We start from the raw sequence: 13128 nt of genomic DNA, 5'->3' as shown, positions 1-13128 counted from the left end.
TAAACCCTTAATGGGTTTAGTTTGAGTGATATAAGATTTAAGTGTTAAGATGATAGCTTATAATCAAATTATCTGAAAAATCATACCCATTACAATCATAACTTCAACAAATACTTCAAAAAAATATACAAAAAATAAATATAATTAATATCATTATAAATAAAATTATCCATAAAATATCCACTATTTAGAAAATGAATATCAATACTTTATATTATTTTATATATTTTTATTAAAATTAGAAAAAATTGGAAAATTTTATGAAACTTTTATAAAAAATTGTTATATAATACCTATTAAGTTCATAAACGAAACTTAAATAAAACCCACAAGGAGTACATCATGGGAACAAGAAAAGAACACGACTTTATTGGTGAGTTAGAAATTTCTGATGAAGTTTATTATGGAGTGCAAACTTTTAGAGCACTAGAAAACTTCAATATGAGTGGTAGAAGACTACAAGATTATCCTTATTTTGTAAAAGCTTTTGCTCAAGTTAAAAAAGCAGCTGCTCTAGCTAACAAAGAAGTTGGAGTTCTTGATGCAGATAAAGCTGATGCTATTGCTAAAGCTTGCGATAGATTGATTGCTGGTGAATTTTTAGATCAATTTGTTGTGGATATGATCCAAGGTGGTGCTGGTACTAGCACAAATATGAACACTAACGAAGTTATCACAAATATTGCTCTTGAAAGTATGGGTCATAAAAAAGGAGAATATCAATACCTTCACCCAAATGATCATACAAATTTAGGTCAATCTACAAACGATACCTATCCAAGCTCAATCAAAGTAGCAACCTATGCAAAACTTAGTGATCTTTTAAAAGCTATGGAAGGTTTAAAAGCTGAATTAGAAGCTAAAGCTAAAGAATACAAAGATATCATCAAAATGGGTAGAACAGAACTTGAAGATGCGGTTCCTACAACCTTAGGAAACACTTTCAATGCTTTTGCTAGCTATATTAAAAGTGATATTGAAAAGATCACAGCAGCTCGTGAATCAATGAGCTATTTAAATTTAGGTGCTACAGCTATTGGAACAGGAATTAACTGCCACCCTGATTATAAATTTGTGGTTGAAAAAAAATTAAAAGAAATCACTGGTGTTGATTTTAAACCTGCTGAAGACTTCATTGCAGCTACTCAAGATACAGCTGATTTTGTACATGTAAGTGGCGCATTAAAAACTGCAGCTGTAAGATTATCTAAAATCGCAAATGATTTAAGGTTGATGAATTCAGGTCCAAGATGCGGTCTAGCTGAAATTAGTTTACCTGCTATGCAACCAGGTAGTTCTATTATGCCAGGTAAAGTAAACCCTGTAATTTGTGAAGCAGTTGGCGAAGCTTGCTATGAAGTTATAGGTAATGATGTTACTATTATGCTTTGCTCTGAAAGAGGTGAATTTGAACTTAATGCTTTTGAGCCAGGCATTGCTTATGGGTTATTTAACTCGATCGTATTGCTTGAAAATGCAATGAAAACTTTAGCTGAAAAAGCTATTAAAGGATTAAAAGCAAATCCTGAAAACTGCAAAAAACTTGTATTAAATTCAATCGGAATCGTGACTGCATTTAATCCTGTTTTAGGTTATGAAAAATCTGCAAGTATTGCAAAAGAAGCTCTAGAAACTGGAAAAGCAGTAGGTGATATTTGTCTTGAAAGAGGCTATTTACCAAAAGAAAAAATTGATGAGATTTTAACACCAGAAAATATGTTAAATCCTCATATGACAGAAAAAAGAAAAGCTTAATAACTTAGGAGTTTAATCATGGATATTATGATTATTTTACAACTTGTTGTCTTCCTTGGGGCAATATTCATAGGTATCCGCCTTGGAGGCATAGCAATAGGCTATGCCGGAGGTTTGGGTGTTGTTATTTTAGGTCTTGTTTTAGGCATGAAGCCAGGTAATATTCCTTGGGATGTTATTTTAATCATCGCTGCTGCTATTGCTGCGATTTCTGCAATGCAACAAGCAGGTGGCTTAGACTACATGGTAAAAGTTACTGAAAGAATTTTGCGTAAACACCCAAAATTCATTAATTATCTTGCACCAGCTTGTGGTTGGTTACTTACTATTTTAGCAGGTACTGGTAATGCAGTATTTTCATTAATGCCTGTTGTTATTGATGTTGCAAAATCTCAAAATATTAAGCCATCAGCTCCACTTTCATTAATGGTTGTTGCTTCACAAATTGGTATTACAGCTTCTCCAGTTAGTGCTGCTGTTGTTTATATGACTGGTGTATTAGAGCCACTTGGCTGGAACTATCCTGCATTAATTGGAATTTGGATTGTAACTACTTTTGCTGCTTGTATGATTACAGCTTTTATTGTAAGTTTAATTACTCCAATGGATCTTAGCAAAGACCCTGTATATCAAGAACGCTTAAAAGCTGGTCTTGTAAAAAGCGCTTCAGATGTTTTACATAGTGAAGATAAACCGGGTGCAAAACTTTCAGTTGCTATATTTTTATTTACGGTATTAGCAGTTGTTCTTTATGCTACTGCAATTTCTAATAATATTAAATGGATTGATCCTGTAGTTATCCCAAGAGATGCTGCAATTATGAGCTTTTTATTAACTGCTGCAACTTTAATTACATTCTTATGTAAAGTTGAACCTGCAAAAATTTTAGATACAAGTGTATTTAAATCAGGTATGACAGCTTGTGTATGTGTATTTGGTGTTGCTTGGCTTGGAAATACTTTCGTTGCAGGCCATGAAGCAGGTATTAAAGAAGTAGCGGGTGAATGGGTTAAACAAACTCCTGCTATGCTTGCAGTTGCTTTCTTCTTTGCTAGTATGCTTTTATACTCTCAAGCAGCTACTGCAAAAGCTATTGTTCCAGTTATCGTTGCTGCATTAGGAATTTCAGCTACAAATCCTGCAGATTCTTATATGCTAGTTGCTTGTTTTGCTGCTGTTTCAGCACTTTTTGTACTTCCAACCTATCCTACTTTATTAGGTGCAGTTCAAATGGATGATACAGGTACAACAAGAATTGGAAAATTTATATTTAATCACGCATTCTTTATCCCGGGTGTATTAGCTATTGCTATTGCTGTTTCATTAGGATTTTTAGCAGTAGGAATGCTTTAATGCTCTTACTTTCCGCTTTTAGCGGAAAGTTTTCTTCTTTTACTTATTAACTAATTTTAAGTAGAATATTTTTTTAATTTTTAAAGAAATAAAATGGCAAAATTATCTTTAGATAGAAATAATATAAGAATCTTATTTATAGGTTATATACTTATAGCTCTTTTTGGCACTTTCATCCTTATGCTTCCCATTATGCACACTAAACCAATATCTTTTTTAGATGCATTTTTTACCAGTGCTTCAGCTGTAAGTATGACAGGACTCATTGTGCTAAATACTTCATTAGATTTTAGTTTTTATGGACAGCTTGTTATTTTACTACTTATCCAAATAGGTGGTTTAGGTTATATGAGTATAGCCATGGCTTTATATATTTTAGTACGGAAAAAGATGAGTTTTGGAGAAAAAAATCTTTTAAGAGAATCCTTAATTTATCCTGGTGCTGATGGGCTTGTAGGATTTTTGAAAAAGGTTTTATTTTTTGTATTTGCTATTGAAATTGTTGGTGCTGTTTTATTATTTTTAAGATTTAAATTAGATATGAATTTAACTGATGCTCTATGGGCTAGTATTTTTCACTCCATTTCTGCTTTTAATAATGCAGGTTTTAGCATATTTGAAAGTGGTTTAATGCCTTATAGGGATGATTTTTGGATTAACTTTATCATTACCTCTTTGATTATTATTGGCGGTTTGGGCTATTTTGTATTACTAGAATTATACTTTTTTTCAAAAAAACGCTTTGCTAGTCTAAGTCTGCATACAAAGCTTGTTTTAATCTCCACTATTATACTAATCATTTTTGCAAGTTTGATTGTGTTTTTATTTGAATATCATAACCCAAAAAGCATAGGAGAATTTTCTCTTTTTGATAAAATTATGAGTGCATATTTTACAGCGGTAAATTACCGAACTGCAGGATTTAATACTCTTGATCTTAGCACCTTTAAGGATGCAAGCTTATTTTTTGGATCTTTGTTTATGATTGTAGGTGGTGCACCAGGTGGAACTGCAGGGGGCATTAAAGTAACTACTATTGCAGTATTATTAATTTATGCATATTGGAGTATTAAAGATAGTAATGCAAGAATTTTTAACTTTGAAATTCCAAGCGAAACTATTAATAAAGCTTTCATTATAGCAGTAAGTTCAATTGTTTATATTATTACCTGCGTGTTACTTTTATCTTTGATTGAAGATGATAAAAGTTTTTTACCTTTGCTTTTTGAAACAAGTTCAGCATTTGCCACAGTAGGTGTTTCAGTTGGCGATGGTGGGACCTTATCACTTAGTGCGCTTTTTAGCTCCGAAAGCAAACTTATTGTTATTTTACTAATGCTTAGCGGTAGAGTGGGTGTGCTTGCGTTTTTATTTAGTATATTTTTTAAAGAAAAAGAAAAATATTTAAATTACCCAAAAGGAAAAATCATACTATGAAAAAAGAAACTTATGGTATTATAGGACTTGGAAGATTTGGCTCTGTTTTAGCAAAAGAACTTATTGACCAAGGCAAAAGAGTTATTGTTTCAGATATTGATGAAGAAGCTGTTAAAGAGTTGCAAGATCATGCAGATTTTGCTTATATCTTAGATTCTACTCACACTATAGCTTTGAAAGAAGCGGGCTATTCAAATGCTGATGTTGTCATACTTAGTATAGGTGAAAATCTAGAATCAAGCATACTTACCTTCATGGCCTTAAAAGAAATAGGGGTAAAAAATATCATAGCTAAAGCAAATTCTTCTACACATGGACAAATTCTTTCAAAACTTGGAGTTAATAAAGTCATCTATCCTGAAAAAGAATCTGCAAAGCGTTTGGCTAAAATTCTTATCACTAATCCAAATTTTGAAATCATAGATCTTTCAGCCAACACCATAAAGGTAGCAAAACTTTTAATCGATGAGAATTTAGCGGGGAAAACTTTGCAATCCATTGGACAAAATTTAAAAGTCATTGCACACAAACAACATGATACTTGGAGCATTATGCCAAATCTAGAAAATACCGCTTATTTAAACGATATATTAATGCTACTTGGCACTCAAGAAGAACTTAATCAATATGATTATTGAAGATTTTAAATGCTACTTTTACTTTGCACTATCAATATGATAAATCTAGAAAAGAAATTCTAACGCACGGCTACACAGACCCGATCCATATTCTAGGTCACTAAATTTTTAATGTCCTTGTAAAATAAGGACATTACAATAAATTAAATATAATCAAAAAACTATACTTATAAGCATTCTTGAAAGCTAACTTAGAAAATATAAAAATAAATATAACATTAAAGAGATATTTTAAGTGGTGTCAAGGGGGAGACTTGAACTCCCGACCTCCGGCTTATGAGACCAGCGCTCTAGCCAGCTGAGCTACCCTGACATAAAAAGAAGTTAAAATTATACTTTATTTTGCTTAACATTTTATAAAATACTTATTTTATAAATTTTATATATTTTTTAACTTTTTTGTGCTAAAAATATGAAATTATATTTAAAAAGGATTTTAATGCAAATTAGCTCAAGTTATGGCGGTGCCTTTTATACGCAAAATCCTTATCAAAACAAAGACAAAGAACAAACAAAAGAAAATATTTCTGAAAAAGAAAACCCACAGCAAACAAAAGAAAATAAAAACGATCAAGAAAAAGATGAAAAAACTCAAAAAGTTAATGGTAAAGACTTAAGTAATGAAGAAATAAAACAGGTACGAGAGCTTGAAAAAATCGACAGAGAAGTAAGGGCTCATGAAGCAGCCCACCAAGCAGCAGGTGGAGCCTTAGCAGGAGCTGCAAGTTTTGGCTATACAAGAGGTCCTGATAATAAAATGTATGCAGTTGAAGGAGAAGTGCCTATAAGAATGCAAAAAGGCAATACTCCTGAAGAAACTATAGCCAATGCTATGCAAGTAATTGCTGCAGCTATGGCACCAGCTGATCCTAGTCCCCAAGATTATAAAGTAGCAGCTAATGCAATGCAAATGCAAAATGATGCGCGCACCGAGCAAGCTAAAATAAAAGCAGAAGAATCAAAGACTCAAAATGATAAAAATAAAGACGAAGACGATAAAAAAGCAAATCCAAATTCTAAAGCCATAAAATCATACACACAAAATTCATCACAAGATTACATAGGAAGTCAGTATAATAAAAGTGCATAGTGGCAGAGAGGAAGGGATTCGAACCCTCGGTGAGTTACCCCACACACGCGTTCCAGGCGTGCTCCTTCGACCACTCGGACACCTCTCTAAAAATGAAAATTATAACTTATTTTTTTAAATTTATACTAAAAAAGGGATTTTATGAAGCTTTTTTACTCTTGTTTTTATCTTTTTATTTTACTTTTTTTAAGTGCTTGTTCAAATCATGCTAATGTTAATTTATCTTATGAAAAAGCCTTTATAAACAAACAATGTGATGAAAATACTTTAACTTTAAAAAATGCAGACAAAGACACTATATACACAGGGTTAAATTTAGCCTCTTTAGCAAGAGTTTGTAAAGATTATGAAAAAAGTAATGCTTTTTTTGATAAAGCAGAAGAGGCTTACAAATATGATGTAGATTTACAAAACGGGCTTCAGAAAGCCACAAGAAATTTTAGCGAAATTTTACTTAATGACACCATCAATGATTATCAAGGTTATTTTTACGAAAGGATTATGCTAAATACCTACAAAGGTTTAAATTATATGAGCTTGGGAGATTTTAAAAATGCAAGAGTAGAGTTTAACAGAGCTTTATACAGACAAGATAGAATGAAAGAATATTTTTATGATTATATACAAAAAGCTCAAGAAGAATACCAAAAAGAGCTTCAAAAAGATAAAAAAACATATGCGAGTTTTAAGCAAAATTTAAACCCTATCTATAAACAATATGACAATCTTCTTAGCACATTTAACGCAAATAAAAATTATACTAATATCTATGCTAGTTATCTTAGTGCTTTATTTTTCTTTTTTGATAAAGATTATATTAAAGCTTATGATCTTTTAAAAGAAGTAGCATTAAGCGATGTAAAAAACAAACAACTTCAAAAACAATTTCAAGTATTTGAAAAATTCACTCATTTAAAAACATCCTTCCCTCAACAAAAATATATTTTTATCATTTATGAAGATGGTTTTAGTGCTACAAAAGAAGAATTTGATCTTACCCTGCCATTTGTTTTTAATGATAATCTTGCAAATATTAGTGTAGCTTTTGCTTATTTAAAATCAAGAAATGCTTCTTATAAATTCTTGCAAAGTCAAGATGAAAAAACACAAAATTTAATTTATTTTGATGATATTATAGCAAGTGAATTTAAAACTCTTTTACCCTCTATGGTGATGAAAACCCTAGCCTCAAGCGCTCTTAAAACTTCAATTAATTTAGCCATAGCTAATAATGATTCTAGTGGCTTTTTATCATTTATTAGCACTGTTAGCACTGCTTTAATCAATAAAGCAGATCTTAGAATGTGGCAAGCTTTACCAAAAAGTGCTAGTATTTTAATGCTAAAAAATGAAGGTTTAGTTAAAATTTATAATGATAAAGAAAAAATAATCTTTGAAGATGAGCTGGAAAAAGATAAAAATTATATTGTGCTTATAAGATCTTTTGTGCCAAATTCAAATATTATTTACAAAATTAAAGAAAAATAAGGAGATAAAATGAAAAAAAGTTTATTTTTTATGGTTTTTGCGCTTTTGATTTTCAGCGCTTGTTCTTCACAACCAAAATATACTGATGGTAAAGCTTCGCAAAAAGTTCAAGGAAACGCACTTACTTTAGGACTTGATAGAGAAGATTTTGAAAAAACTGCTGAAGATATGATACAAAGCTTGCTTAGTGATCCTGCTTTTGCAAATTTAAATAGCTCTAATAGAAAAGTTATTGCCATAGGAAAAATCATCAATGACACCCCGCAAAGAATAGACACAGATAAACTCACTTCGAAAATTACCATAGCATTAAGAAAATCTGGTAAATTTATATTAACAACCGCTGTAGCAGCAGGTGGAGCAAAAGATAGTTTATCTCATGATGTAAGAGATTTAAGAGACAATGAAGAATTTAATCAAAATTCCATAGCTAAAAAAGGCACACTTTTGGCCCCAAATTTCTCACTTTCTGGTAAAATCAGACAAGATACCGTTAAACTTTATAATGGCAAAATCCAAACTGAATATTTTTTCCATTTAATTCTTACAGATTTAACTAGCGGTTTAGCTTTTTGGGAAGATGAAAAAACTATTGATAAAACAGGCAAAAGCAAGAGTGTAACATGGTAAAAAAACTACTAATTCTTTTTTTCACTCTTGTTTATTTTTGTCAAGCACAAAGCGCTTTAAACAAAGAAAGTTATGGTGAGGGTTTTGGAAATACAAGAAGTGAAGCAATAAAAAATGCCATCAATGAAGCTCTTGGGAAAATGGAGGGCTTAAAACAAGTTAAGCTTAAAAAATTCGAATTTAGCTTTAATGGAAATTTCAATATAGGTTATGATGAAGAAATAGACTTAGTTAGCAATGGAGTTTTTAATAGCTATGATATTAAATCTTTAACTCAAACAAATCAAAATGAATTCCATGCAAAAGTTGTGATTTACAAAAAACTTTATAGTGAAAAAAATCTTGAAGATAAAAGTTCGCTAATTATCATCAATAAAGTTAAAGATGAACTTTCGGCTAAATTTGAACAAGAGCTTTTAAGCGTTTTGCTCCAAAGTAAAAAATTTAGAATTTTAGATAGAGCAAATCTTGATCTTTATAATCAAGAAAAATCTTTACTTATAAAAAATGCAAGCGATGATGAACTTGTTAAGCTTTATAATGTTTTAGGGGCTGATTTTTTACTTATTTTAAACCCTAAAATAACACAAACACAAAATGAAATTAACACTCAAACTTATAATATTAACATTGATTATCGTTTGATAGAATTTGCTACAACTCAAATCAAAGCTTCCAATACCCTAGAATTTAAAATGAGTTCTACAAGCAAATCAAGCAAACAAAAAGCCCTTAGAGGTATAGCTACAAAAATTACCGAAGATATTTTTAAACATTCTAAAGACAATGACAAAGAAGAAGAAATAGAACATGGTTTGGATGCAAACTATCAAATCAACAATGAAGGTGGAGTTAATTTAGGTTTTTAAAATGCAAAAAGCATGGGATATTAATGCAAAATTTTGGGATATACAAATGGGAGATGATTCTAATGAATTTCATAAAAAAGTTGTGCGTCCTAAAGTTGAAGAATTGTTAAACATACAAGATGATGATTATATTCTAGATATTGCTTGTGGAAATGGAAATTTTTCCGCTTATATGTGCAAAAAATACAACATAAATGTTTATGCTTTTGATTATAGTGATCAAATGATAAAATTAGCAAAACAAAGATGGAAAAATTTTCTACATAAAATTCATTTTCAAACCATAGACGCTAGCGATGAATTAACTTTGCAAAATTTAGCTAAAAAACACACCTTTAGCAAAGCTGTTTCAAATATGGCTATCATGGATATGGAAAATATCCAGCCCTTATTTAAAAGTCTTTATTTTCTACTAAAAGAAAATGGAATTTTTGTTTTTGCTACTCAACATCCTTGTTTTGTAACATTAACTAAAAAATATCTTAGTCCGCATAATTATCTTGGGTATGCATTTGAAAAACAACCTGTAAAACATCACTACTACCACCGTTCTTTGGAAGAAATTTTCAACACTTGTTTTAAAAATGGTTTTATCATAGATGGATTTTTTGAAGAACCTTTTTTAGATGAAGAATTTCCTGAAATCATAATTGTCCGAGCAAGGAAAATCAGTTTTTAAATTGCAAAAACTCACATCTTTTGCAAAGGTCAGCTTTTAAAATTCCTTGCTTAAAGCCTTCTTTTAATTCTATATATAAAGACGAATTTAAAAGCTCGCTAAAATCTTTTTCAAAACAATTTCCAAGTTTTATATCCCCTTTAGTATCCAAACAACAAGGCACTAAAGTTCCATCGCTTAAAATAGCAATTTGTCCATTTAAAGCATGACAACACCCATTCTCCCTAATAACCTCATCCTTTAAAGAAGGCCATTTAAAAAGCCTAGCTTGGTGTAACATAACATGCCTTTCTAGGCGATTTTTAGCTTTTTGCTTTTGAATTTTTACTTTAAAATTTTGCTCTAAAAAATCATAAATTTTCTCATTTTCTAAAGGTGGGTTGAAATTTTTATCTAAATTCCAAAGTCTTAAATTGATAAAAGAATTGTTTTTATTTTCCAAGTGCAAAAAAATAAGTTTTAAAACAGGCTCAAAGTATTCTTTTAAACTCATTCTACTTTGAGATAAAAAGGCGCCCAAAGAAATATTGATTTGTCGTATGTTTTTAGAATCTAAAACAAGTTTTATTTTCTCATCATCAAAATAAAACCCGCTTGTAGTAAGTTCTATTTGCATATTAAATTTAAAAGCTATTTTTAAATACTCTTTTAAATTTAAAATCCTTAAAGGATCTCCAAGCACATGAAAAGTAAAAAGCTTGGCATGACTATGCACACTTTTGCAAATTTTTTCAAAATTTTCAAGGTTCATTTGTTTTCTTTGCGCTTTTTGACTAGGACAAAAATCACATTTTAATCCACAAATATCACTTAATTCTATATAAATTTTCTCAAAATGCATAATCACTCTTTTTAAAAAGTTCAAACGCCTTTAGGGCAAGTTTTGAAAGTGCAAGATGTTCTAATTCTTTATAAGAAAATGTTTTTGCTTTGAAATCTTCAAAATCATCATCTTTTAAAAAATACACCTTGGCATTAATTTTATATTTGGTGTAAGAGTGTTTAAATTCACCTATGAATTTTGCATTTTTTTCTTTATTGTATTCTAAAAAATTATACATATTAAAATATAGCTTTTCTTTGCTTTTGATAAGCAAAAACTGCTCATTTTTTTGCACTATGAGTATATTTAAAATAATATTTTCATATTGAGTTTTTTTAGATACATGAAATTTTTCATATTCATTTTTTCCACTACAAAAACTCTCTATGGGGCAAAGCTTGCATTTTGCATTTTTAGGTAAACAAATCAAAGCCCCTATATCCAACAAAGCTTGATTATGATCAAATGCATTATCATAGTTTAAAAACTCTTTTGCTTTTTGCGTTAAAAGTTTAGAGTTTGGATTTTGCAAACTATAAAATCTACTCAAAACTCTTTTAATATTTGCATCCACAAAAGCTTTAGCTTGTAAAAAACCAAAACAAGCTATAGCACCAGCTGTATATTCTCCAATACCAGGAAGTTTTTGAAGCTCTTTAATGTCAAATGGTAATTTTGCATTAAATTCTTGCACACAAATTTTTGCACATTTATGTATATTCCTAGCTCTAGTATAATACCCAAGTCCTTGCCAAGCTTTTAAAACCTCATCTTCGCTTGCCATAGAAAGTGCTTTTAAAGAAGGAAATTTAGCTAAAAACTGAAAATAATAATTTTGCAAAACACTCTTTACTTGAGTTTGTTGTAACATAATCTCGCTAATATAAACAGCATAAGCATTATCAATATTTTTTAGCTTTTTTAAATCATCCTCGCTACCATATTTTCTATATTCTTTATGCAAAATACGCCAAGGAAGGTTTTTTCTACCATTCTCGTTATACCATTTTAAAATACTTTCATGAATTTTTCGCATTAAAACTTTCTTTGTTTTTAAAAATTATACAATCTATTCTTAAAAGCTTTATGTTAAAATTAAAAAAATATTTTTAAAAAGGAGTAAAAATGAAAAGTTTTTTAAAAGGTTTAGGATTAGGATTACTTTGTTTAGTATTGTTTGTACTAGGAGTAGTTTTTAATACTGAATTTTTAGGTTTAAAAAATCATAATAAACAAAATGTAGAATTTTCAAGAAATATAGAAGTATCAAATGAAATCATGCCAAATGTTTTTAATGCTGTTTTAAATTTTAGCGCGAGCGAAGAACTTAGTAAAAAAACTATCATCTCTAGTGATGAAAAAAATCATATTGCTAAAACTTTCAAAGAAATTTCAGATCGTATTGCCAAAGAAGACTATTGTAAAGGTGGAAGTTATACTTTAGAGCCAAGTTATAATTATTATCAAGGAGTAAAAACACTTAATGGGTATAGATTGTATTCTAATTTCACTTGTCAAATCCCACAAAATAAAAATAAAGACTATGAAAATCTTATAAAAGATATAGAAAATATCAGCAATACTAATACTTTAATTTCTTTTAATACTAAAGCCTTGCAAGCAGGATTTGACGAAGCAACCTTAGAAGCAAACAAAGAAGATTTATACGATCTTGCGCTTAAAAAAGCTTTTGAAAAAGCTCAATATTATTCTAAAACTTTAACAAAAACTTGCATAGTAAAAAATGTTCATTTTGATAGTTGTAATATCAAATACAATTCTCCAAGTTTAGCAGTTAGTGCAGATAGTGTAGTGCTTCCTGTTATTAAAAATGAGAAGCAAAGCTTAAAAGCTAATGTGCTTTTTGTTTGTCAATAAATTTTATTTTGGCTTTATCTTGGGTTTTTATAATTTCTCATCATTAATTTAAAGGAGAAAAAATGAAAAAAATTATAGGTTTATTTATTATGGGTTCTTTAGCAGCCTCTTTAGCATTTAGTGCTGATTTTTCCAAAAAAAGCAATGATGAAATTTTAAATCTTGCAAAAAGCGTAAAAGCACAAGATCAAGCTGACTTAATTATAGAAATGAAAAAGAGAATGAATGAGATGAAATACAAAGACGCAAAAGTTTTTCATCAACAATTTAAAAGTAACTTACGCGAAAACATCTCTAAACTTTCTCCTCAAGAAAGAAGTCAAAGAAAGGCTATCGTTCAAGAAGATATGCAAAAACTAACCGATGAAATGAGTGGCAAAGAAATACGAGATTTAAATTTACATCATTATAATAAAAATGAACACAAAGCCCATAAAATGAATCATCAAGGGCATGGTGCAAATCATGGAAATTGCTCAATGAGATAA

The 13128-nt window shown here is 29.9% G+C and carries 13 protein-coding genes and 2 tRNA genes; 11 read left to right on the top strand and 4 right to left on the bottom strand.

Annotation, left to right across the window (positions count from 1 at the left end; translation table 11 throughout):
• The first annotated feature begins 342 nt into the window (after positions 1 to 342).
• The 4 genes from L8U04_RS06595 to L8U04_RS06580 all read left to right on the top strand — a co-directional run bounded on the left by L8U04_RS06595 (position 343) and on the right by L8U04_RS06580 (position 5183).
• Positions 343 to 1755 (top strand): aspartate ammonia-lyase, encoded by a 1413-nt coding sequence (locus L8U04_RS06595; protein ID WP_263661463.1) that lies wholly within the window; start codon positions 343 to 345, stop codon positions 1753 to 1755.
• 18 nt (positions 1756 to 1773) lie between these two features.
• A complete protein-coding gene (locus L8U04_RS06590) occupies positions 1774 to 3108 on the top strand; it encodes an anaerobic C4-dicarboxylate transporter (RefSeq protein WP_133319185.1) in 1335 nt (444 codons plus the stop codon).
• Between the two features lie 93 nt (positions 3109 to 3201).
• Complete coding sequence (locus tag L8U04_RS06585) at positions 3202 to 4545, top strand: TrkH family potassium uptake protein (RefSeq protein WP_133319184.1); 1344 nt, start codon at positions 3202 to 3204, stop codon at positions 4543 to 4545.
• A complete protein-coding gene (locus tag L8U04_RS06580) occupies positions 4542 to 5183 on the top strand; it encodes a potassium channel family protein (RefSeq protein ID WP_133319183.1) in 642 nt (213 codons plus the stop codon). The genes L8U04_RS06585 and L8U04_RS06580 overlap by 4 nt, the downstream gene beginning before the upstream one ends.
• A 236-nt stretch (positions 5184 to 5419) precedes the next feature.
• On the opposite strand, the gene L8U04_RS06575 is transcribed toward L8U04_RS06580, so the two are convergent.
• Positions 5420 to 5496, bottom strand: a tRNA-Met gene (locus L8U04_RS06575).
• 126 nt (positions 5497 to 5622) lie between these two features.
• Here L8U04_RS06575 and L8U04_RS06570 point away from each other — a divergent pair.
• A complete protein-coding gene (locus L8U04_RS06570) occupies positions 5623 to 6273 on the top strand; it encodes a putative metalloprotease CJM1_0395 family protein (protein WP_263709666.1) in 651 nt (216 codons plus the stop codon).
• Here L8U04_RS06570 and L8U04_RS06565 read toward each other — a convergent pair.
• Positions 6274 to 6361 (bottom strand) — tRNA-Ser (locus L8U04_RS06565).
• Between the two features lie 53 nt (positions 6362 to 6414).
• Between L8U04_RS06565 and L8U04_RS06560 the strand changes: the two genes are divergently transcribed.
• Genes L8U04_RS06560 through L8U04_RS06545 form a run of 4 tightly spaced genes read left to right on the top strand, consistent with a single transcriptional unit; the run spans position 6415 to position 9939 of the window.
• Positions 6415 to 7761, top strand: a complete 1347-nt coding sequence (locus L8U04_RS06560; RefSeq protein ID WP_263659144.1) for a hypothetical protein — start codon at positions 6415 to 6417, stop codon at positions 7759 to 7761.
• Positions 7762 to 7770: 9 nt separating this feature from the next.
• Positions 7771 to 8391, top strand: coding sequence for a penicillin-binding protein activator LpoB (gene lpoB, locus L8U04_RS06555; RefSeq protein WP_133319180.1), 621 nt, complete (start codon positions 7771 to 7773; stop codon positions 8389 to 8391).
• The gene (locus tag L8U04_RS06550) at positions 8385 to 9260 is read left to right on the top strand and encodes a CsgG/HfaB family protein (protein WP_263709664.1); all 876 of its coding nucleotides are present in this window, start codon (positions 8385 to 8387) and stop codon (positions 9258 to 9260) included. Before lpoB ends, L8U04_RS06550 begins: the two co-directional genes overlap by 7 nt.
• A 1-nt stretch (position 9261) precedes the next feature.
• Positions 9262 to 9939, top strand: coding sequence for a class I SAM-dependent methyltransferase (locus L8U04_RS06545; RefSeq protein ID WP_263709662.1), 678 nt, complete (start codon positions 9262 to 9264; stop codon positions 9937 to 9939).
• On the opposite strand, the gene L8U04_RS06540 is transcribed toward L8U04_RS06545, so the two are convergent.
• Complete coding sequence (locus L8U04_RS06540) at positions 9929 to 10780, bottom strand: radical SAM/SPASM domain-containing protein (RefSeq protein ID WP_263709661.1); 852 nt, start codon at positions 10778 to 10780, stop codon at positions 9929 to 9931. The two genes, L8U04_RS06545 and L8U04_RS06540, sit on opposite strands and share 11 nt — an antisense overlap.
• Entirely contained in the window at positions 10770 to 11798 is a 1029-nt protein-coding gene (gene mutY / locus L8U04_RS06535; protein ID WP_263661846.1) for an A/G-specific adenine glycosylase, read from the bottom strand. Before mutY ends, L8U04_RS06540 begins: the two co-directional genes overlap by 11 nt.
• Positions 11799 to 11887: 89 nt before the next feature.
• Here mutY and L8U04_RS06530 point away from each other — a divergent pair, with 89 nt between their 5' ends.
• Complete coding sequence (locus tag L8U04_RS06530; protein ID WP_263681029.1) at positions 11888 to 12640, top strand: SIMPL domain-containing protein; 753 nt, start codon at positions 11888 to 11890, stop codon at positions 12638 to 12640.
• Between the two features lie 62 nt (positions 12641 to 12702).
• Positions 12703 to 13128, top strand: a complete 426-nt coding sequence (locus L8U04_RS06525; RefSeq protein ID WP_258108242.1) for a DUF1104 domain-containing protein — start codon at positions 12703 to 12705, stop codon at positions 13126 to 13128.

Origin of the sequence: Campylobacter sp. IFREMER_LSEM_CL908 (assembly GCF_025771545.1) — a bacterium.
Lineage (GTDB): Bacteria > Campylobacterota > Campylobacteria > Campylobacterales > Campylobacteraceae > Campylobacter_D > Campylobacter_D lari_D.
Note: the sequence above shows the minus strand (reverse complement) of the source record. Positions and strands in the feature narration are given on the sequence as shown.

Excerpts from the sequence above, each read along its gene's own strand:
- L8U04_RS06545 (WP_263709662.1), top strand. The coding sequence starts at position 9,262 with ATGCAAAAAGCATGGGATATTAATGCAAAATTTTGGGATATACAAATG.
- L8U04_RS06550 (WP_263709664.1), top strand. The coding sequence starts at position 8,385 with ATGGTAAAAAAACTACTAATTCTTTTTTTCACTCTTGTTTATTTTTGT.
- L8U04_RS06570 (WP_263709666.1), top strand. The coding sequence starts at position 5,623 with ATGCAAATTAGCTCAAGTTATGGCGGTGCCTTTTATACGCAAAATCCT.
- L8U04_RS06595 (WP_263661463.1), top strand. The coding sequence starts at position 343 with ATGGGAACAAGAAAAGAACACGACTTTATTGGTGAGTTAGAAATTTCT.
- lpoB (WP_133319180.1), top strand. The coding sequence starts at position 7,771 with ATGAAAAAAAGTTTATTTTTTATGGTTTTTGCGCTTTTGATTTTCAGC.
- L8U04_RS06580 (WP_133319183.1), top strand. The coding sequence starts at position 4,542 with ATGAAAAAAGAAACTTATGGTATTATAGGACTTGGAAGATTTGGCTCT.
- L8U04_RS06590 (WP_133319185.1), top strand. The coding sequence starts at position 1,774 with ATGGATATTATGATTATTTTACAACTTGTTGTCTTCCTTGGGGCAATA.
- L8U04_RS06585 (WP_133319184.1), top strand. The coding sequence starts at position 3,202 with ATGGCAAAATTATCTTTAGATAGAAATAATATAAGAATCTTATTTATA.
- L8U04_RS06540 (WP_263709661.1), bottom strand. The coding sequence starts at position 10,780 with ATGCATTTTGAGAAAATTTATATAGAATTAAGTGATATTTGTGGATTA.
- L8U04_RS06560 (WP_263659144.1), top strand. The coding sequence starts at position 6,415 with ATGAAGCTTTTTTACTCTTGTTTTTATCTTTTTATTTTACTTTTTTTA.
- mutY (WP_263661846.1), bottom strand. The coding sequence starts at position 11,798 with ATGCGAAAAATTCATGAAAGTATTTTAAAATGGTATAACGAGAATGGT.
- L8U04_RS06525 (WP_258108242.1), top strand. The coding sequence starts at position 12,703 with ATGAAAAAAATTATAGGTTTATTTATTATGGGTTCTTTAGCAGCCTCT.
- L8U04_RS06530 (WP_263681029.1), top strand. The coding sequence starts at position 11,888 with ATGAAAAGTTTTTTAAAAGGTTTAGGATTAGGATTACTTTGTTTAGTA.